16 protein-coding genes are annotated in these 18,842 nt (G+C 68.0%); 4 read left to right on the top strand and 12 right to left on the bottom strand.

Annotated features, from left to right (window positions below):
- The 6 genes from ACFQB0_RS10085 to ACFQB0_RS10060 all read right to left on the bottom strand — a co-directional run.
- Window positions 1–350 (bottom strand): hypothetical protein (locus tag ACFQB0_RS10085; protein WP_386730895.1); only part of this gene is annotated, 350 nt, incomplete at its 3' end.
- A gap of 68 nt (window positions 351–418) precedes the next feature.
- Window positions 419–565 (bottom strand): hypothetical protein, encoded by a 147-nt coding sequence (locus ACFQB0_RS10080; RefSeq protein WP_386730893.1) that lies wholly within the window; start codon window positions 563–565, stop codon window positions 419–421.
- Window positions 562–1,035: a hypothetical protein gene (locus tag ACFQB0_RS10075; RefSeq protein ID WP_386730892.1), complete on the bottom strand. Its 474-nt coding sequence runs from the start codon at window positions 1,033–1,035 to the stop codon at window positions 562–564. The genes ACFQB0_RS10080 and ACFQB0_RS10075 overlap by 4 nt, the downstream gene beginning before the upstream one ends.
- Window positions 1,032–2,876 carry a hypothetical protein gene (locus ACFQB0_RS10070; RefSeq protein ID WP_386730889.1) on the bottom strand — a complete coding sequence of 615 codons (1,845 nt, stop codon included), beginning with the start codon at window positions 2,874–2,876 and terminating at the stop codon, window positions 1,032–1,034. Before ACFQB0_RS10070 ends, ACFQB0_RS10075 begins: the two co-directional genes overlap by 4 nt.
- A complete protein-coding gene (locus tag ACFQB0_RS10065; RefSeq protein WP_386730887.1) occupies window positions 2,873–3,151 on the bottom strand; it encodes a hypothetical protein in 279 nt (92 codons plus the stop codon). The genes ACFQB0_RS10070 and ACFQB0_RS10065 overlap by 4 nt, the downstream gene beginning before the upstream one ends.
- Before the next feature lie 29 nt (window positions 3,152–3,180).
- Complete coding sequence (locus tag ACFQB0_RS10060) at window positions 3,181–3,477, bottom strand: WXG100 family type VII secretion target (RefSeq protein ID WP_386730885.1); 297 nt, start codon at window positions 3,475–3,477, stop codon at window positions 3,181–3,183.
- A gap of 231 nt (window positions 3,478–3,708) precedes the next feature.
- Between ACFQB0_RS10060 and ACFQB0_RS10055 the strand changes: the two genes are divergently transcribed.
- The 4 genes from ACFQB0_RS10055 to ACFQB0_RS10040 all read left to right on the top strand — a co-directional run bounded on the left by ACFQB0_RS10055 (window position 3,709) and on the right by ACFQB0_RS10040 (window position 12,151).
- Window positions 3,709–8,211, top strand: a complete 4,503-nt coding sequence (locus ACFQB0_RS10055) for an FtsK/SpoIIIE domain-containing protein (RefSeq protein WP_386730882.1) — start codon at window positions 3,709–3,711, stop codon at window positions 8,209–8,211.
- A gap of 278 nt (window positions 8,212–8,489) precedes the next feature.
- Window positions 8,490–10,070, top strand: a complete 1,581-nt coding sequence (locus ACFQB0_RS10050) for a phytoene desaturase family protein (RefSeq protein WP_386730879.1) — start codon at window positions 8,490–8,492, stop codon at window positions 10,068–10,070.
- Between the two features lie 339 nt (window positions 10,071–10,409).
- On the top strand, window positions 10,410–10,916 hold the full coding sequence (locus ACFQB0_RS10045) for an SRPBCC domain-containing protein (RefSeq protein WP_386730876.1): 507 nt from the start codon (window positions 10,410–10,412) through the stop codon (window positions 10,914–10,916).
- 194 nt (window positions 10,917–11,110) lie between these two features.
- The gene (locus tag ACFQB0_RS10040) at window positions 11,111–12,151 is read left to right on the top strand and encodes an AI-2E family transporter (RefSeq protein ID WP_386730873.1); all 1,041 of its coding nucleotides are present in this window, start codon (window positions 11,111–11,113) and stop codon (window positions 12,149–12,151) included.
- Between the two features lie 251 nt (window positions 12,152–12,402).
- On the opposite strand, the gene ACFQB0_RS10035 is transcribed toward ACFQB0_RS10040, so the two are convergent.
- The 6 genes from ACFQB0_RS10035 to prpB all read right to left on the bottom strand — a co-directional run bounded on the left by ACFQB0_RS10035 (window position 12,403) and on the right by prpB (window position 18,811).
- Window positions 12,403–14,595, bottom strand: coding sequence for a copper-translocating P-type ATPase (locus ACFQB0_RS10035; RefSeq protein ID WP_386730871.1), 2,193 nt, complete (start codon window positions 14,593–14,595; stop codon window positions 12,403–12,405).
- A 43-nt stretch (window positions 14,596–14,638) separates the two neighbouring features.
- Entirely contained in the window at window positions 14,639–15,115 is a 477-nt protein-coding gene (locus ACFQB0_RS10030) for a sigma factor (protein WP_386730868.1), read from the bottom strand.
- Window positions 15,116–15,140: 25 nt separating this feature from the next.
- A complete protein-coding gene (locus ACFQB0_RS10025; protein WP_386730865.1) occupies window positions 15,141–15,557 on the bottom strand; it encodes a YciI family protein in 417 nt (138 codons plus the stop codon).
- A gap of 305 nt (window positions 15,558–15,862) precedes the next feature.
- Window positions 15,863–16,426, bottom strand: coding sequence for a thioesterase family protein (locus tag ACFQB0_RS10020; protein WP_386730863.1), 564 nt, complete (start codon window positions 16,424–16,426; stop codon window positions 15,863–15,865).
- A gap of 183 nt (window positions 16,427–16,609) precedes the next feature.
- Entirely contained in the window at window positions 16,610–17,728 is a 1,119-nt protein-coding gene (locus tag ACFQB0_RS10015) for a bifunctional 2-methylcitrate synthase/citrate synthase (RefSeq protein ID WP_386730861.1), read from the bottom strand.
- Between the two features lie 180 nt (window positions 17,729–17,908).
- Entirely contained in the window at window positions 17,909–18,811 is a 903-nt protein-coding gene (gene prpB, locus ACFQB0_RS10010; protein ID WP_386730858.1) for a methylisocitrate lyase, read from the bottom strand.
- Window positions 18,812–18,842 lie beyond the last annotated feature (31 nt).

Here is an 18,842-nt window from a genome sequence, read left to right as displayed (position 1 = left end):
ATCCGCGCACCCTCGACAGCCCCCTCGTCGTTATCGACCCCAATGAGGAGATCCGTCCTGGGGACGAAAACACCGAAGCCGCGCTCGGAGTCCGCGGGGGTCTTCACCTCCTTATACCCGTCCGCGAGCAAGTCCGCCTTCACCTCATCCATCCACGGCTGAATCCCGAACCCATCCGCGACATACACCCCCCATTGGCCGGTATAGAACACCCCTACCCCGCCGTCACACCAGAACCTCGAGGCCGGGCGCGGGTCGTCAACCCTCACAACCGTCCCCTCGGGGAGACGGTCGACGATCTTCTGCATCTCCACATGCGTCTCATCACGAACCTCATCAAACGACGGCAATGCACTTCCTCCGCAACCGGACAGGACAAAGGCCGTCGACAAGCCCACGAGAACTCCGATCAGACGCCTCATCCCGCGACCTCGGCAAGGCGTCGCTGAATCGCGAACAGCACAGTGTCGTTGTCGGTGGTGCCAACGACCTGGTTGTGATTGTCGACCATGCCCGCCACCTGCAACGGGATACCGACCGGCGGGGCGACAACCAGCCGGCTCACTTCCGCGGCTCCGGATCCTGCGCGCAACGCGAGTACCCGCTCACCAGAATCCGCGCACCCTCGACAGCCCCCTCGTCATTATCGACCCCAATGAGGAGATCCGTCTCCGGAGTGAGGACAGAGAAAGTGATGTCGGAGGGCACATTCAAGTCACTCATCCGGTAACCATCGTCGAGCAGCGCGACCCTGACCTCATCCATCCACGGCTGAATCTCGAACCCGTCCGCGACATATACCCCCCATTCGCCCGTGTAGGAGATCCCTACCCCGCTGTCGCACGGATAGCTGAAGTCCGGCATCGGATCATCCATCCTCACGACGACGCCCTCCGGGAGACGATCGACGATCTTCTGCATCTCCACATGCGTCTCATCACGAACCTCATCAAACGACGGCAACAACACCCCTCCACACCCCGACAGAGTCAACACAGCGAGCACCACGACCACCGCGCCGAACGCCCGCCTCATTCCGCCGCCCCAACGAGGCGCTGCCGTATTGCCCGGAGCACCTTGAGGTTGTCGGCGGTGCCGACGATCTGGTTGTGATTGTCGACCATGCCCGCCACCTGCACCGGGATGCCGACCGGCGGGGCGACGAGGGTGAGCAGTCCGGCCCCCACCGGGTTGTCGGCGGGAATGCCGCTGTCATAGTTCATGACCCCATTCTGCGGGGTCGGAGAGACCGCGTAGCCGACATCGCCGACGGCGAGCCCTCCACCCCACGGGGTCGTGTAGAACAGGCGATTGATGTCGTCGGGGGCCGCGTACGCGGCGTACGTGGTCTCAGGGTTAGGGGTCCAGCCGTCTTTCATGCCGATGGGGCCGAGCAGCACCCGCGTGTCGAACTCCGCACCGGCCCGCTCAGCCTGCCCGGCGGCCGCGGTGCCGAAGCTGTGCTCGACGCTGACGACGGGGAGCCCACCGACGCCGGTCGCCCGCAGGCCCGCGTGGAACTCCGCGTAGGCGGCGCCGATACGATCCGCCGCGGAGTTCGACTGCGGGCCGTTCGTGAACAGCTCCGAGAACTGCGGAAACACCCCGTCCTTCACGACGAACGCGAGCACATCGCCACGGGACCGCCCCACCTCCCACGCCGCAAGCGTCTGATGCCCGCCGCGCCTGTATGGAAACTCTGGGTCGGCGATGACCCCGTCGTACATCGTCTCCAGGGACGCGTCCGTGCCGGGCAGGAACGACAGCACCACCTTGGCGGCGTGCGGGTCGCCGATCATCTCGATGGCCCGGTCCTTCGCCGGGTCATACAGATACAGCTGGATCTCCCCGCTCACGACCTGCTCGAGGTAGGCGAGCTGCTTGCCGAGCAGGCGAATGCGGGCCTCACTGCCGGTATCGTCGAGCGAGGTGCCGACGGCGACACCGGCCCCGCCGCCCGCGTGCGCGGCATACACGGCGGCCATGGATGCCGACGCGCCCTGCTCACGGCGGAGCTGCGCGAGCTCGGCGCGCGCATCGGCGAGCACCATGACGGCGTTGAGCCGGTTCGCTTCGACTCGCGTCATCAGCGGGATGCCGTTCAAGGCCCCGAGAAGCGCGGGCGCGCCCGCCAGGAGGGCCACCTGCGCGGCGCCGTCGAGGTTCGCCCACCAGTCGGCGACCTGGGCGGCGGCGGGCTGGCGGGCGAGCACCCGGTCGAACAGACCCGGGTTCGCCGCGGCGAGCACAGCCACATCCACCGCCGACAAGCCAGCCATGCGGTCGAGAACATCGGCGGCTGCGCCGGTGTTCGTCCACTGCGCGAGCGCGCCGCGGGAGTCACCCCCGGTGAGCGCGGCCACGGCGGAGGCATCCGCGTGACGACGTTCGACGGCGAGCTGCCGCCATTCCGCGTCGACCCCCCGAAGGGATGCGTGGAAGGCATCGAGCCTGCCTTCCAGACGGGCACGGGCAGCCGCGTCGTCTGATGTGCCGCCGCCGAACGCCGTCGGGATCGGGGCGAGCGCTCCCCGACAGGCGATGACGTCATCGAGAAGCCGGTCACGTTTGGCCTCGAGGGCGTCGGCCTTGTCGCGGATCTGCTCGACCGCGGCCGCGTACCGGGTCAGGACCGCGGCGTCGTTCTCAAGCCCGGAGACGATCTGCAACACCTCGGGTTGCAGACGATCGACGCCGAGGGCGAACCGGGTCGCGGTCTCTGCGACCCATGCGGCGGACTGCTCGGCCGCCCGCGAGAGTCGCACGACGGTTCCGTCGCGGAGTTGCTGCGCGGCCGCATACCGTTGCCGGGCGAGCCCGCGAATACCGTGCACGTCCGCTGCTCCGGGCGCCGCGTCAGACCATTGCCCGATCATCGAACGCTCGCCGCGAGTCTGCCGTCTGCGGATTGGAGCTCGGCGACGAAGGTGCGCGCCCCAGACGCGAGCAGCTCAAGCTGCGAGCCGACGACGGTGCCGCGCAGCTGGCGCAGCCGAGATGACTCCGCAAGCGCCGCTTCGACCGCCGTGGAGCCGAGCGCCCCGGGCGACTGCTGTTGCACGGTCGCGTCTCGCGTGGTCGCGGCGGCGGCGTCCACGTCAGCCGTCACCTGCCCGACCTGGGCCGCAGACACGCGCAGTTCAGGTATCACCGCTCCCCCTCACTCAGGCTGCGGCGCGGCTACCGGCCGAGGCGTGCGGCGATCTGCGCGTCGACCTCGCCGAGGGTCTGCGCCGTGGTCCGCAGGAACGCCGCCAGGTCGTTGAGCCCGCCGACGGTGTTCGTGGCCCCGGTCGTGAACCGGGTATACGCGTCTGCGAAGGCGCCGGAGGCCTTGTCGGTGGTGAACCCTTGAGCAACGAGCGCGTTGATCTGCCCCTGAAGCTTCGTGAGGGTCTGGTTGATCTCATCTCGACCGGCAACGAGCTGGTCTGCCTTCGCGTTCAGTTCCCCGAACGTCACATTCATATTTGCCATGGAGCGCTCCCCTCGATCTGGTTGAAGTGATTATACCTCAAGCGTATGATCTTAAGTGACCAGTGGCGCGAACGCCTCGATCGACGCACCGCGCCGCGAACACGCGATCGCACGATAAGGAGGGCGCGGTCGTCGAGAGTGGTTCTCGGTGCCCGGTCCGGGCTCCACCATCCGGAATCCGGTGATCACTCTCGATCACATCGATCCGCCTATCAGCGGGAGGGGCTGCGGATGAGACTCAAGGTGACTGTTCGACAGCCCGGGCAGCCCGATGAAGACGTGCTGGTCGTTCTGGACACGACCGCGACCATCGGCGACCTCGCCCGGCACGTGGGCGCGGCTCAGCCGGGATCGGGAGAGCCGACGTTGCGGGTCACAGCACCGGGCTCGAACACACCGCTGCTGCTGAATCCGCTGACGAGCGTGCACGAGTCGCCGCTGCGATCCGGATGGACGGCAGAACCCGCAGTGCTCCACGACCCCACCCAGGGGAGCATGGCGGTTGCGACCGCCGTCGTCGTCGACGGCCCGGACGCCGGCAGATCGTTCCCCCTGCAGGCGGGCGTGAACTACGTCGGACGCTCACCGGCCTCCCATGTGCGTCTGAGCGACCCGGAGGTGTCACGCCGGCACGCGACCATCACCATCGCCGAGACAACCGTCGTCGCCGCCGACCTCAACTCCGCGAACGGGCTCGACATCGACGGGCGACGCACCGAGCGCGCACAGGTGGGAACCCGCACGCTCATCCAGGTAGGAGACACCACCCTGCGTGTGCTGCCAGCGGGGATGCGCGCCACACTCGGCGGCACACAGCCACTCGGCCACGACTCCGCCGACCGGCCGTTCACCCGGTCCCCGCGAGTAGATCCGGTCTACCGGGGTGCGGAGCTGACGGCGCCGGAACTGCCGAGCCCCGCGGAGAAGCCCAGGTTTCCGCTGCTCGCGATCATCGCGCCGATCATCCTCGGCTCGGCGTTGTTCTTCGTCACCTGGCAGCCGGTGACGTTGCTGTTCATCGCGCTGTCACCGATCATCATGCTCGGCACCTGGATCGACGGTCTCCTCCAGAACCGCCGTCGCCGCCGAGAGGAGAGCAGCCGGTTCGAGCAGGGCCTGGCCGCGCTCACCGCCGAGCTCGACGACCAGGCCAGGATCGAGCGCCGAGAGCGACTGGCGGAGTCACCGTCGGCTGCGGCGATCGCCGCAGCCATCCGCGAGCGCGGAGCACTCGTATGGACGCGAAAACCGGAGCATGCGGCATTCGGCGACCTCCGGTTCGGCACCGGCGCGCTTTGCAGCCGCACGCGAGTGGCCAGCCCGACCAGGACGCATGCCGCAGCGGACGAATGGGCGCGGGTGACTGCGCTCATCGAGGCGCACCGCACTGTCGCCGGGGTTCCCGTGGTGGAGAACCTCGACCGGGCGGGCGCCATCGGCGTCGCGGGTGACTCCTCGTTCGCCGTGGGCGTGGCACGTGCCCTGGTCATTCAGCTGGCGACGCTGCACTCGCCCGCGGATCTGGTGATCACCGCGATCGGCGGCCCAGACGAAGCGGTGGAATGGGGATGGTTGAAGTGGCTGCCGCACGTTGACTCTCCGCACAGCCCCATTCGAGGCAGCCTCTCCAGCGAGTTCACCACCGCCGGGATGCTGCTCGCCGAGCTGGAAGAGCTCGTCGCCGCACGACGTGTCGCCGGCGCCGGCCGAGGCGAGCATGTCAGATCCAGACTCGCAGAGGCCGCGGCGACCCGCCGTGCCGACGAGGCCGTGGAACGGGAGCCGGCGACGCCGACCATGGTGGTGGTCGTGCTCGGCGACCCGCCCGTAGACGGAGGCAGGCTCGTGCAGCTCGGGGAGGAGGGCGCCGACTATGGAGTCCACCTCGTCTACCTCGCCAGGGAGACGCGCGCACTGCCGGTGGTGTGTCGCACCTTCGTCGACGTCGCCGCTGACGGCCGCGCCACCGTCGGATTCGTGCGCGAAGGTCGCACCGTCGACCTCGTGGAGCCGATGTCGTTCAGCGACCACGAGGCTGCCGAGCTCGCTCGTCTGCTCGCCCCACTCGAAGACGCCGGATCCCCCGTTCTCGACGAGTCGGACCTGCCCAGGCAGGTGGCGTTCGTCGACCTGTTCGACGAGTCCATCGCCGACGACTCTGACGCGCTCGCTGCGAGGTGGCTGAAGAACGACTCGTTGATCGACGTGTGGACTCCTGGCACCGTGCGCGAACCCGGTGGGATCCGCGCGCTCGTCGGTCAGGGGCCGCTCGAGCCGTTGCACCTGGATCTGCGCCGACACGGCCCGCATGCGCTCGTCGGCGGCACCACAGGCTCCGGCAAGTCCGAGTTTCTGCAGACGTGGATCCTCGGGATGGCCGTGGAGTACTCGCCGGATCGGGTCACGTTTCTGCTGGTGGACTACAAGGGCGGCGCGGCGTTCGCCGACTGCGTCGACCTGCCGCACACCGTCGGACTGGTCACCGACCTGAACGGTCATCTCGTCCGCCGGGCGCTCACCTCGCTGCGCGCGGAACTCCGACACCGTGAGCGGCTTCTGAACGCGAAGGGCGCCAAAGACCTCGAAACGCTCGAGAGCCGCTCCGACCCTGAAACGCCTCCCGCGCTGATCATCGTCATCGACGAGTTCGCCGCCTTGGCCGCCGAAGTGCCGGAGTTCGTCGACGGCGTTCTCGACATCGCCCAACGAGGACGATCCCTCGGCCTGCACCTGGTCATGGCCACCCAACGACCGGCCGGTGTCATCAAGGACAGCCTCCGCGCCAACACGAACCTCCGCATCGCGCTTCGCGTCGCCGACGACGACGACTCCCGCGATGTCATCGGCGTCGACCGCGCGGCCCGGTTCGATGCGAGCACCCCGGGCCGCGCAGCGGCGAAGCTCGGGCCTGGCAAGCTGCACGACTTTCAGACCGCGTACCTCGGAGGGCGAACGAACCGGGCCGCTCGTGCGAAGGCCGACATCGACACGGTCGCGCTCCGGTTCGGGCCGGGTGAGCCGTGGCCTTCCCGGTCGGTGGCGCCTGAGACCGGGCAGGTTGCCGCCGACGACGACACCCGGGATATCACCAGGATGGTGCGCACCATCCGGATCGCGACCGCGACCCGCCGGGTTCGGGCTCCGCGACGGCCCTGGCTGGACCAGCTTCCCGACATCGTCGATCTGGGCACGCTCACCGCGGGACCGGCAGGCACCGTCGCCGTCGGACTCGTGGATGAGCCGGAGTCGCAGCGACAGCGCGTTGGCGTGCTCGACTTCGACCGAGACGGGAGCATCGCCGTCTTCGGCGCCGGCGCGTCGGGAAAGAGCACCCTGCTTCGCACCGTCGCCGTCGCCACATCCATCGACGCCGCCTCGGATCCTGTGCACGTGTATGCGCTCGACTTCGCGGGCGGCGCACTCGCCACCCTCGAGACGCTGCCGACGGTCGGCGCGGTCATCGACGGCGCAGACACGGAACGACTCGCCCGGCTCATCAGCCATCTCACCGCGCTCGCCGATGACCGCAGTGCCCGGTTCGCTTCCGTCCGCGCCGCGAACCTCACCGAATACCGAGCCATCATCGGCGACCGCGAGCCGCCGAGAGTGCTCGTCCTCCTCGACGGGATGAGCGCGTTCCGGACGGAGCACGAGTTCGCCGGCGGCGGGCGCCTGTTCGATTCGTTCACCCGTATCGTCGCCACCGGCCGGCAGCTCGGCATCCACGTCATCGTCACGGCCGACCGTCAGGCGGCGTTCCCCACCCAGCTGCTGGCCGTCATGGGGAGACGGCTGGTGCTGCGGCTCGCGACCGCCGCCGACTACGCCGTCGCGGATGTTCCCGACGACGTGCTCACCGATGCCCCGCCGGGGCGCGCGCTGCTGGACGGCCAGGAGATGCAGCTCGCCGTGCCAGGGGGCAGCGACGACCTCGCCACCCAAGCCACCCGCATCGAAGAGCTCGCCACCACCCTCCGAAAGAAAGACGTGCCGCAGGCGCCAGAGATCGCACGCCTCCCCGACGTTGTGCGCCTGGCCGAGCTGCCACGCACAGCGGACGGGCTGCCGGTGTTCGCGATCAGCGACGAGACGCTCGGCCCGGCAACCGTCCCCGACGGTTTGTTCGTCGTCACCGGCCCATTCGACTCCGGTCGCACCACTGCGATGCGCACCATCGTCGAATCCGTGTGCGCCGCACGACCAGAGCTGGCCCCCTATCTGGTCGTCGCCCGGCGCAGCGCCCTCACCGGCGCGACCCGCTGGGCCGAACGGTCCGCGGACGCCGACCAGGCGGAGTCCCTCGCCACCCGCCTGGCCGCCGCCCTTGAGCTGCCCCACACCGAGCGTGACACGAACCGGTTCATCGTCATCGAGAACAGCAGCGACTTCGAGGGCCTCGCCGCCGAGGTCGCCGTCGCCAGACTGCTGAAAGCCGCCCGTCGCGCAGACGTGTCGGTTCTCGTGGAAACCGACACCATAACCTCCGGCAACGCATGGCAGATCCACGCCGAGCTCAAGACGGCCCGCGCCGGCATCGTCCTCCAACCCGAGGAGACCGACGGCTTCGCGCTGTTCCGTGTCCAGTTTCCCCGGGTCACCCGAGCCGACTTCCCGAAGGGACGCGGGCTGCTGGTCGACGCCGGCCGTGTCACACGTGTTCAGGTGGCGCTCCCCGTCGGTGACGAGGGGCCCCCTGCGACACCACGCGGCATGCGAACGCAGACCGCGCCGTAACCTCCGACCGGAAGACCGTGCGCCGCCATCCGTTCGCGACGACGAGACCCGACACTCCTCGGATGGCCGGCACCTGGAAGGATACCGGCGACGCTGTCGCCTTCAGCCAGCTCGCCTCCACACTCCTGGCGTGCGAAGGGGTCGACGTCTGGTGTCTGCCGCAAGCACCGTGAAGGTGAGCGGTTCGACGCTGACCGTGTCGGACTCCGCCGGCGATACCATCGGCATACTCGAACGCCACGAGTGACCACCCCGTCCTCCTGACCTAGGCTCGAAGGATGACTGACACCACTCACGACGCCGTGATCGTCGGCGGAGGGCACAATGGCCTCGTGGCCGCCGCCTACCTCGCAAAGGCCGGCAAGAGCGTGATCCTGCTCGAACGCGATGACCACGTCGGCGGCGCCGCTGTCTCGGCCGAGGCATTCGAGGGGGTCGACGCCCGTCTCTCGCGCTACTCCTATCTCGTCAGCCTGCTGCCGAAGCGCATCATCGACGAGCTCGGCCTCGACATTCGTCTTGCCCGACGACGCTACTCCTCGTACACTCCCGATCCGGGCGATACGACGGCGGGACTGCTCGTCGATCATGCGGATCGCCGCGCGACCCGCGCCTCGTTCGCACGGGTCGGCGCCGACTCCGACTTCACTCCCTGGAACGACTTCTATGCCGACACGGAGCGCATCGCGCGTGCACTCTTCCCGACCGTCTGCGAGCCGCTGCCGACGAGGTCGGAGGCGCGCCGGCTGCTCGGCGACGATCGGCTGTGGAACGCGTTCGTCGAGCAGCCGATCGGCCAGGCGATCACGGATCGTTTCGACAGCGACCTCGTGCGCGGCGTCGTCGCTACCGACGGGCTCATCGGCACCTTCACCTCGGCGGGTGATGCGTCACTCGATGCCAATCGCTGCTTTCTTTACCACGTGATCGGCAACGAGACCGGCGACTGGGACGTGCCGGTGGGCGGAATGGGCGCGGTGACCGGCGAGCTCGAACGCGCCGCAAGACTGGCCGGCGCCCGCATCGTGACCGGAGCGAAGGTCACCTCCATCTCCCCCGACGGCGAGGTGCGCTACGGCCGCAACGGGCACGAGCGAGTGGTGCAGGGCGCTGTCGTGCTCGCGAACGTCGCACCATACGTGCTCGACAGCCTCCTCGGCGGGGCTTCTGGGGATGCCGACAGTCAGGCCTCGGCCAAACCAGAGGGCGCACAGGTGAAGGTGAACCTGATGCTGAAAAGACTGCCGATATTGCGAGACACCTCGATCTCACCCGAGGCGGCCTTCGGTGGCACCTTCCATATCAACGAGCTCTACACACAGCTCGAGACCGCCTACGACGAGGCCTCCCATGGAACCATCCCCGAACCGCTGCCGTGCGAGATCTACTGCCACTCTCTCACCGACCCGACGATCCTGTCGCCGGAGCTCGTCGCCTCGGGGGCTCAGACGCTCACGGTCTTCGCCCTGCACACCCCGAGCCGCTGGCTCACCGAAGAGAACAACGACGCCACCCGGGAACGCCTCCAGGCCGCGGTCCTCGCCTCGCTCGACTCCGTGCTCGCCGAACCCATCAAGGACGTCGTGATGGCGGATGCCGCAGGACGGCCGTGCATCGAGACGAAGACCGCCCTCGACCTCGAGCATGCGCTCAACATGCCCGGTGGCAACATCTTCCACGGCGCCCTGTCCTGGCCGTTTCTCGAGGACGACGCACCGCGCGACACGGCCGCGGCACGATGGGGGGTCGCGACCAGGCACCCTCGTATTCTGCTGTGCGGCTCCGGCGCCCAGCGCGGTGGAGCGGTGAGCGGCCTCGGCGGGCACAATGCCGCGATGGCCGTGCTCGAAGACGACTGAGCGAACTGGCCACCGCCACCGCCACCGCCCACCGCCACCGCTCACCGCTCACCGCTCACCGTCGCGGCATCCACTACCGATACGGAGGCCTTCGCGCGGAATGGAGGCCGTACCACGCGAAACCTCCTCCGCAGGGCACGAAAGCCTCCCCGCAGGGCGGCGGGAACCCTCCTCCGCAGGGCGGCGAAAGCCTCCCCAATCCACGCTGCGAGTGCCGAACGGGGGCGAGATGACGAGCCCGGCCCCGGCGGGTTCGGAACCTAACGGTTCACAGACACACGCGCGGATCCGAGGAGTACCCTGAAAACACGGACGATCCATCGCCCAGTGGAGGTAGTCATGTCAGCAAAGCCGACCGGCCGATTCGCCCACCGCGACGACGGACTCTACCTGCTGCTTGACCGCCTGTTCGCGGCCCCTGTCGAAGACGTCTGGTGGAGCCTGACCCATCCATCCGAACTCGAGAAGTGGATCGGCACCTACACGGGCAATCCGGCGACCGGTGGAGTGAAGTTCCTCATGTCGGCCGAGCCAGACGCGGAATGGGAGTACGCGAGCATTCTCGAGTGCCGCGCCCCCTACCGGTTCTCCATCGACATCGGCGAGGGCGAGGACAAGTGGCACGTGTTCTGCCACCTGAGCGAGGCCGGTGGCATGACGACCCTCACCCTTGGGCAGCGCATGAAATCACCGGCAGACGCCTCGACGATGGGTCCCGGCTGGGACTACTACCTCGACCGCCTCATCGCCGCCAGGGCAGGCACGGCACTCCCGCAATGGGAGCACTACTACCCGGCGCATGCCGAATACTACAAAGATCTGGTGCTGCCGGAGCGCACAGGGTAGCCGACACAGGGTAGCCGGCTCGCCGCACCGTCGATCGCGCGCGACCCCGGCGACGAGCATTGCGACTGCGCGGGGCGTCCGTGCGCGTGCCTCGCCGGCCCGCCATCCGTCGGCACCATACTGACCGTATGTCTCGAGCAAGCCTGATCCATCGAAAGCGGCCGCGCAACACGAACCTGGCGCGCCCGGGAAGCATGTTCCACACAAGGCCGCTGCGTTGGGGCTTCGTCGTCACGCTCGGCGTGCTCGGAGCACTGCTTCTCGCACTCATCCTCGTCAACCTGCAGAACGTACTGCTGTCGGTGTTCATCGCAATGTTCATCGCGCTCGGGCTCGACCCTCTGATCCGCTGGTTCCAGCGCCGGGGGTTGAAGCGCGGCGGCGCGATCGTCGCCGTCATCCTGCTCTTCATCGTCGTCGTCGTTGGCCTGGTCTGGGCCGTCGTGCCGAGCGTCGTCACTCAGATCCAGCAGTTCGTGGTCGGCATCCCGAACGAGATCGTCCGCCTCCAGTCGGAGGCGTGGTTCGAGAACCTCAGCGAATCGACGGGCGGAATCGCCGACCACGTGACCACCTGGGTCAGCGACGCCGTCGCCGATCCGAAGACGTGGGCGACGATCGGCGGCGGTGCGCTGGCCTTCGGTCTCGCCGTGGCCGATGGCATCTCGACCTCGATCTTCGTCTTCATCCTCACGATCTACTTCGTCGCCACCCTCGACACCATGAAGCGCGCCGGCTACGAACTCGTCGCCGCGTCCCAGCGTCAGCGCTTCGTCTCCTACGCCGAGCGCATCATGGACTCGGTCGGGCGCTATCTCAGCGGGATGGTCGTCCTCGCGTTCTGCAACGCGGTGTTCAGCTTCATCCTGCTGACCGTCGTCGGAGTGCCGTACGCGCTCGTCGTCGCGGTGGTCGCCCTCTTCATCACCCTGATCCCGCTCGTCGGAACCGTGATCACCACCGCACTGATGACGGTGATCGCGCTGTTCACCTCGCCGGCTGCGGCGATCATCGTGCTCGCGACGATGCTCGTATACATGCAGGTCGAGGCCTATCTGCTCACGCCGCGTGTGATGGGCAAAGCCGTGCAGGTCCCGGGTTCCGTCGTGCTGATCTCGGCCCTCGCAGGAGGCACCCTGCTGGGCCTGCTCGGCGCCCTCGTGGCCATCCCGATCTCGGCGGCGATCATCCTGATCATTCGCGAGATCGTGGTGCCTGCGAAGGCGCGTGCCTAGGACGCGTCCTTTCCCCAGCCCTCGCCCCCGGCCCCCCTCCGACCTTCGCCCCCAGCCCTCCCCTCCGGCCCTCGCCCCCTCCAAGCGCCGGAGAGGAGGCCTTCGCGCGAAACAGCGGCCGATTGCGCGGATGGCGGCCTCCCTACCACGCGAAGGCCTCCTCTCCGGCGCAGGCCGGCGGCCGGCGGGCGGCTGAGACCTCCCTACCGAAAGGTCTCTATCCGGTTGGGAGAGGCTTCCCCTCACGCAGTTCAGACCGCAGGCGCCAGCTTTGCGGGGTCAAGGCTCACCCGGCGCAGCAACTGCGCGTTGAGAGCGACAACGATCGTCGAGAGCGACATGAGGATCGCCCCGGCCGCGGGCGAGAGCACGAAGCCGACCCCGGCGAGCACACCGGCCGCGAGCGGCACAGAGAGCACGTTGTAGCCCGTCGCCCACACCAGATTCTGGACCATCTTGCGGTAGCTCGCTCCCGAGAGCTCGATCACCGAGAGCACCGCGCGCGGATCATTCGCGGCCAGCACGACGCCGGCCGATTCGGCCGCGACATCCGTTCCGGCGCCGATTGCGATGCCGACGTCGGCGCGGGCGAGGGCCGGGGCGTCGTTGACGCCGTCTCCGACCATCGCCACGCGCAAGCCACGGGCCTGCAACGTGGCGACCTGGGCGTCTTTGTCACCCGGTAGCACCTCGGCGAAGACCTCGTCGATTCCGAGATCGGCGCCGACGGCGTCGGCCACCTGGCGGGCATCCCCCGTGATCATGGCCACGCGGATGCCACGACGGTGCAGTGCCGCAACGGCCGCACGCGACTCGGCCCGCACCTCGTCCTGCAGGGCGAAAGCACCGAGGACCGAGCCGTCGCGCACGAGGTAGAGCACCGCTGCACCGCGTGCCTCCCAGGCGTCGACGCGCTCCTGCACCTCGGCGGGAACCTTCGCACCCGCGTTCGCGACGAGACGCGGACCGCCGACCGCCATCTCTACACCGACGCCGTCGAGATCGACGACAGCACTCACACCGAGGGCGGTGTGCGAGCGGAAGTCCGAGACGGCGGGGAGCCGCGATCCGGCTGCGGCACGCACGATCGCCATGGCGACCGGGTGCTCGCTCGAGCTCTCGACGGCCGCGGCGAACCGTAGGATCTCCCCGCCATCGACGCCGGCCGCCGCCGCGACATCCATCATGGCGGGCTCTCCCTTGGTGAGGGTGCCGGTCTTGTCGAAGAGCACCACGTCGATGCGACGCATGCGCTCCAGAGCGAGCCGGTTTTTCACGAGCACGCCGGCCTTGGCGGCGCGCTCGGTCGAGATGGCGATCACGAGCGGGATCGCGAGGCCAAGGGCGTGGGGGCAGGCGATGACGAGCACCGTGACGGTGCGAGTGATGGCATCGTCGGGGCTGCCGAGCAGCAGCCAGACAACGAAGGTCACGACACCGGCCGCGGAGGCGAGGTAGAACAGCAGGGCCGCCGCGCGATCAGCCAACGCCTGGGCCCGCGACGACGAAGCCTGCGCCTCGGCGACCAGCCTTTGGATGCCGGCGAGCGCCGTCTGCTCGCCGACCGCCGCGATCGAGACCCGGATGGCGCTGTCTGTGGCCACCGTTCCTGCGACGACTCGGTCGCCGACGGTGCGCTCGACGGTGCGGGACTCACCGGTGATCATCGACTCGTCGAGTTCGGCAGTGCCGACGACGACGGTCCCGTCCGCCGGCACGCGGGCGCCGGATCGCACGAGTACGACATCGCCGACGGAGAGGTCTCCGATCGGCACCTCATCGATATCGGTGCTCGCGAGGTCGCCACACACCCGTTCCGCGGTATCCGGAAGCAGGGCCGCGAGAGCGTCGAGAGCACCGGAGGCAGCGCCGAGCGCCCGCATTTCAAGCCAGTGCCCCAGCAACATGATCACGATGAGGAGCGCGAGCTCCCACCAGAAGTCGAGATCGAGGCCGAGGCCAAGGCTCGTGGCCCAGGATGCCAGGAATGCCACCGAGATCGCCATGGCGATCAGGGTCATCATGCCGGGCTGCCTAAGCCGCAGCTCCCCGACCGCGCCCCTCAGGAACGGCGCCCCGCCATAGACGAAGACGATGGTGCCGAGGATCGGCGAGATCCAGGTGGAACCGGGAAACTCGGCCGGCTGATAGCCGAGGACGTGCCCGACCATCGAGCTGAACACCACGACAGGAATCGAGAGCACGAGCGTCCACCAGAACCTGTTGCGAAACTGCGCGACATGGTCGCCGTGTCCGGCGTGGTCGCCGTGAGCTGCACGAGCATCGTGGCCGACATGGCCCGCGTGAGCTTCGTCACCGCCGTGGTCTGCGGGGCCCACGTTTCCCGCGTGGTCCGCGTGGTCCGCATGTCCCCCGTGTTCGGCATGGGGGTGGTCGTGGTGCGGGGCGTGCGATCCTGTGGTGGGTTGCTGCGGTGTACTCACTGTGTTCCTCCTCGTGCTGACACCCGAGTCAACTATATACCCCCTAGGGGTATTCCAGATCGATCACGGCCCGCGCACGATTGAGCAGCAGCAGCCGCTCACGCTCGTTCCCGGTGAGAGTCGCGGCACGTTCGAACTCGTCGCGTGCCTCCTCGGCCCGACCGAGCTTGGCGAGCAGGTCAGCACGCACGCTCGGCAGCAGGTGGTAACGCGCGAGCGCGCCGTCCGCCACGAGCTCGTCGACGATGACGAGCGCTGCCGCAGCACCGGATTCACCGAGCCTCTCGCGCCGACGCCACTGGTCGATCGCCCGCCGCTTGGCGACGGCCGTGAGCCAGGCCCCTGGCTTGCGCGGCACTCCCGTCTCTGGCCACTGCTCGAGAGCGGCCACGATGGCGTCCTGCGCGAGCTCCTCGGCAAAGCCGATGTCGCCGACCATGCGCATCAAGGAGGCGATGAGGCGGGATGACTCGATCCGCCACACCGCCTCGACCGCACGGTGGGCAACCGTGGCGTTCACAGCGGAGGCTCCACGGCGCGGTGCTCTAGGCGGTGCGCGACTGCCCCGTCTTCTCGCGCCACTCCTTCTCCTTCTGCACGTACTCGTTGCTCTGATCGAACTCTTCGAGCTCGAACACACGACGCACCTCGAGCTGACCCTCGGGCAGCGGGACGCGCTTGGCCCATTCGATCGCCTCCTCCTTCGACGGGACGTCGATGATCCAGAAGCCGGCGACGAGTTCCTTGGACTCCGTGAACGGACCGTCGGTGATGGCGCGGTCCTCACCCGAGTAGGTGATGCGCACACCCTCCGAGCTCGGGTGCAGCCCCTCGCCGGCGAGCATCACGCCGGCCTTGATGAGCTCTTCGTTGTAGCGGCCCATCGCGTTGAGGTCCTCCTCGCTCGGCCCCTGCATCGAGGGGCTGCTCTCGTCGGACTGGATCATCAGCATGTATTTCATGGTCGTCTCCCTTTCGATTCGATAGAAGTTCGATAGAGGCAAGAATGCTTCTCACTCTGACGTCGAACGGGCTGCCTGCGGATCGACACGGTCCGAGGAATTCTTCGAGATCTCCGCAACGACTTCAGCCTAGGCAAGGACACCCGCCGCCGACAGCCCCGATCTACCGGGGCCGGAGGACGCCCGGCGAGAGCAGGGTCGGTTCCGGGCGGCACCCTCGATCTGCCGGGGCAGGAACCAGGAGCAAGCGCTGGGAGTGGAGCTGAGAGCGGAGGCGACCGCTCGGCCGGAAAAGCCGCCCGGCGTCAGCTCCAGACCGAGGGAGCCTCGGCACGCGTCGGCGGCAATGCGATCTTGCCGCCCCATTCGAGCAGCCAGCCCGGCACGATGAGGTCGTCGGGCGCGACCCCCACCGCCTCGACAAGGTCGTCGATCGCAACGACGCCGCCGCCGCGCTTGAGAAACCGTCCACGAACGTAGCCTTGAGCGTAGATCTCGGGCCGGCCGTCTGCCCCGGGGCGCACGAAGCGCTGCTCGACGTAGACCGCCTTGTCGTCGAAGCCGAGGATGCGAGACTCGATCGTGAACCGCTGCCACAGGGTGAGCGACCTGCGAAAGCTGATCGTCTCGGCGACCACCACCGGATACCAGCCTCGAGCCTTGAAGACCTGCCAGACTCCGTTGCGCCGCAGCATGTCGAAACGCGCGATGTCCATGATCGAGAGATAGACGCCGTTGTTCATGTGCCGCAGGATGTCCTGGTCGGTCGGCAGGGTCACGAAGTTCGTGCGCGCGACGTCGTAGTGCCCAAGACGGGGTCCGAATCGGGAGAGGGCGGTGTGGAGCAGGGTACGGAAGAACATGTGCACCTCGTCACGTTAGCCTGAGCCGGACGCGGCGGCACCTCGTCTGTGCGCCGCCCACAGTCATCCGTGCTCGGCCGACACGGTCGTTGAAGGGTCGCCAGAGCCCGCCCGACTCCATTCGCCCGGCGTGAGACCATCGGTTCGGCTCCGTCCAAGAAGCAGAGGACGGCATCTCATCCGACGGGCTCAGGCCGGCAGTTGCCGCTCCTCGTGCCCGTTGTACACCGAAAGCGGGCGGATGAGGGCGTTCGAGGCGAGCTGCTCCATCACGTGGGCCGTCCAGCCCACGACCCGGCTGGCAACGAAGATCGGCGTGAACGTCTCGGTGTCGAAGCCCATAAGGCTGAAAGCGGGACCAGCCGGATAGTCGAGGTTGGGCTTGATGCCCTTGCGCTCGTCCATCGCCCGCTCGAGAGTCTCATAGAGGGCGAGCAGGTCTGGGCGCCCATAGTGCTCGACCAAGGACTCGAGCGCGGCACGCATCGTCGGCACGCGCGAGTCGCCGTGCTTGTACACGCGGTGGCCGAAGCCCATGACCTTGGCTTTGCGGGCGAGGGCGTCGTCCAGCCAGGACTCGGCCCGGTCGGCCGTGCCGATCTCGTCGAAGGCGTGCATGACGGCCTCGTTGGCTCCGCCGTGCAGCGGGCCCTTGAGCGCGCCGATCGCGCCCGTGACCGCGGAGTAGATGTCGGAGAGCGTCGAGACGATGACGCGCGCGGCGAACGTGGAGGCGTTGAACGAGTGCTCGGCATAGAGCACGAGAGAGACTCGGAAGGCGTCGACGACGGCAGGCTCGGCCTCCTCGCCGAAGGTCATCCAGAGAAAGTTCTGTGCATAGTCGAGGTCGTCGCGCGGCTCCACGAGCGACTGTCCGCGCCGTCGGCGCTGGTCGTAGGCGACGATAGCGGGAAGCTGGGCGAAGAGGTGTTTCGCCTTGCGCAGGTTCTGCGCCGGCCTATTGTCTTCGGCCTCGGGGTCGTTGGCGCCGATCACGCTGACGGCGGTGCGGCACACGTCCATCGGATGCGCGGTGAGGGGCAGGTCGTCGATGGCGCGACGCACGTTCGACGCGAGAACGCGCTCTGACCGTTCGGTCTCGACGAAGCCGTCGAGCTGCTCGCTCGTCGGCAGTTCGCCGTGCCAGAGCAGCCAGGCGACCTCCTCGAAGGAGCACGTCGCCGCGAGTTCCTGCACGGGGTATCCGCGGTAGAGCAGGGAGTTGGTCTCGGCGTTGACCTTGGAGATCGCGGTGTAGTCGACCGGGACACCGGCGAGGCCTTTGTAGATGACCTGCTCTTGGGTCATTGTCGCTCCTTCTTCGATTTCTTCGATCGTGCGGGTTCGCGGGAGAGAGAACGGACGGCTCCGCCCGAAGATACCACCCACCGGCCAACGAGCCATTCGGATGTTGCCCACCACCCACGCCGTGAAGGGAGGATACCCACGTCGACTCGACGGCCTACTGGTGATCCTATGCAGGAGATCCTATGCAGGAGGGAGAGTGAAGTTGAAGACGCTCGAGTCGAAGTGGTTGTAGCCCTCGTAGTCGATGAGCTCGTACAGTTCGGCGCGGTGCTGCATCTCGTCGAGCCGGGCGGCCAGCGAACCGGCATCCATGAGCTCGTCGAGGCCACGCCCTGCGACGCCCATCGCGAGGCGGAGCAGCGATACCGGCCAGATGACGATGTTCATGCCGACATCGGCGAGCTGCTGCACGGTGAAGAGCCCGCTCTTGCCGAACTCGGTCATGTTGGCCAGCAGCGGCACGTCGACGGCGGCTCGCACCGCCTCGAACTCGGCGAGTGTGGTCAAAGCCTCCGGGAAGACAGCGTCCGCGCCCGCGTCGACGAGGCGCTTCGCCCGGGTGACCGCGGCGTCGAGGCCTTCGACGGCGCGGATGTCTGTACGCGCCATGATCAGGAAGTTCGGGTCGCGCCGGGCGTCGACCGCCGCCCGGATCCGCTGCAATGCCGTGTACTCGTCGACGACCTGCTTGCCGTCGAGATGGCCGCAGCGCTTGGGGTTGACCTGGTCCTCGATGTGCAGGCCTGCGAGGCCGGCATCCTCCATCTCCTGCACCGTGCGGGCGACGTTCATCGCCTCGCCGAAACCGGTATCGGCGTCGACGATCGCGGGCAGCTCGGTCATGCGCGCGATCTGCTTGGCACGACCGGCTACCTCGGTGAGCGTCGTGAGCCCGATGTCGGGCAAGCCCAGGTCGGCCGAGAGCACCGCTCCGGAGATGTAGACGCCTTCGAAGCCTTTCCGCTCGATGAGGCGAGCCGAGAGCGGATTGAACGCCCCAGGAAACCGCAGGATCTCACCACTCGAGAGCCGCGAACGCAGGGCGGCGCGCTTGTCGGCCGGGCGGGTCTGGGCGTACAGCATGGGCGCCTCACCTTTCTGTCGCCTGCCCATG

Origin of the sequence: Luethyella okanaganae, from assembly GCF_042660285.1 — a bacterium.
In the GTDB taxonomy this organism is placed as follows: domain Bacteria; phylum Actinomycetota; class Actinomycetes; order Actinomycetales; family Microbacteriaceae; genus Luethyella; species Luethyella okanaganae.
The sequence above is the reverse complement of the archived record's forward strand: the minus strand, read 5'-3'. Positions and strand labels throughout refer to the sequence as shown.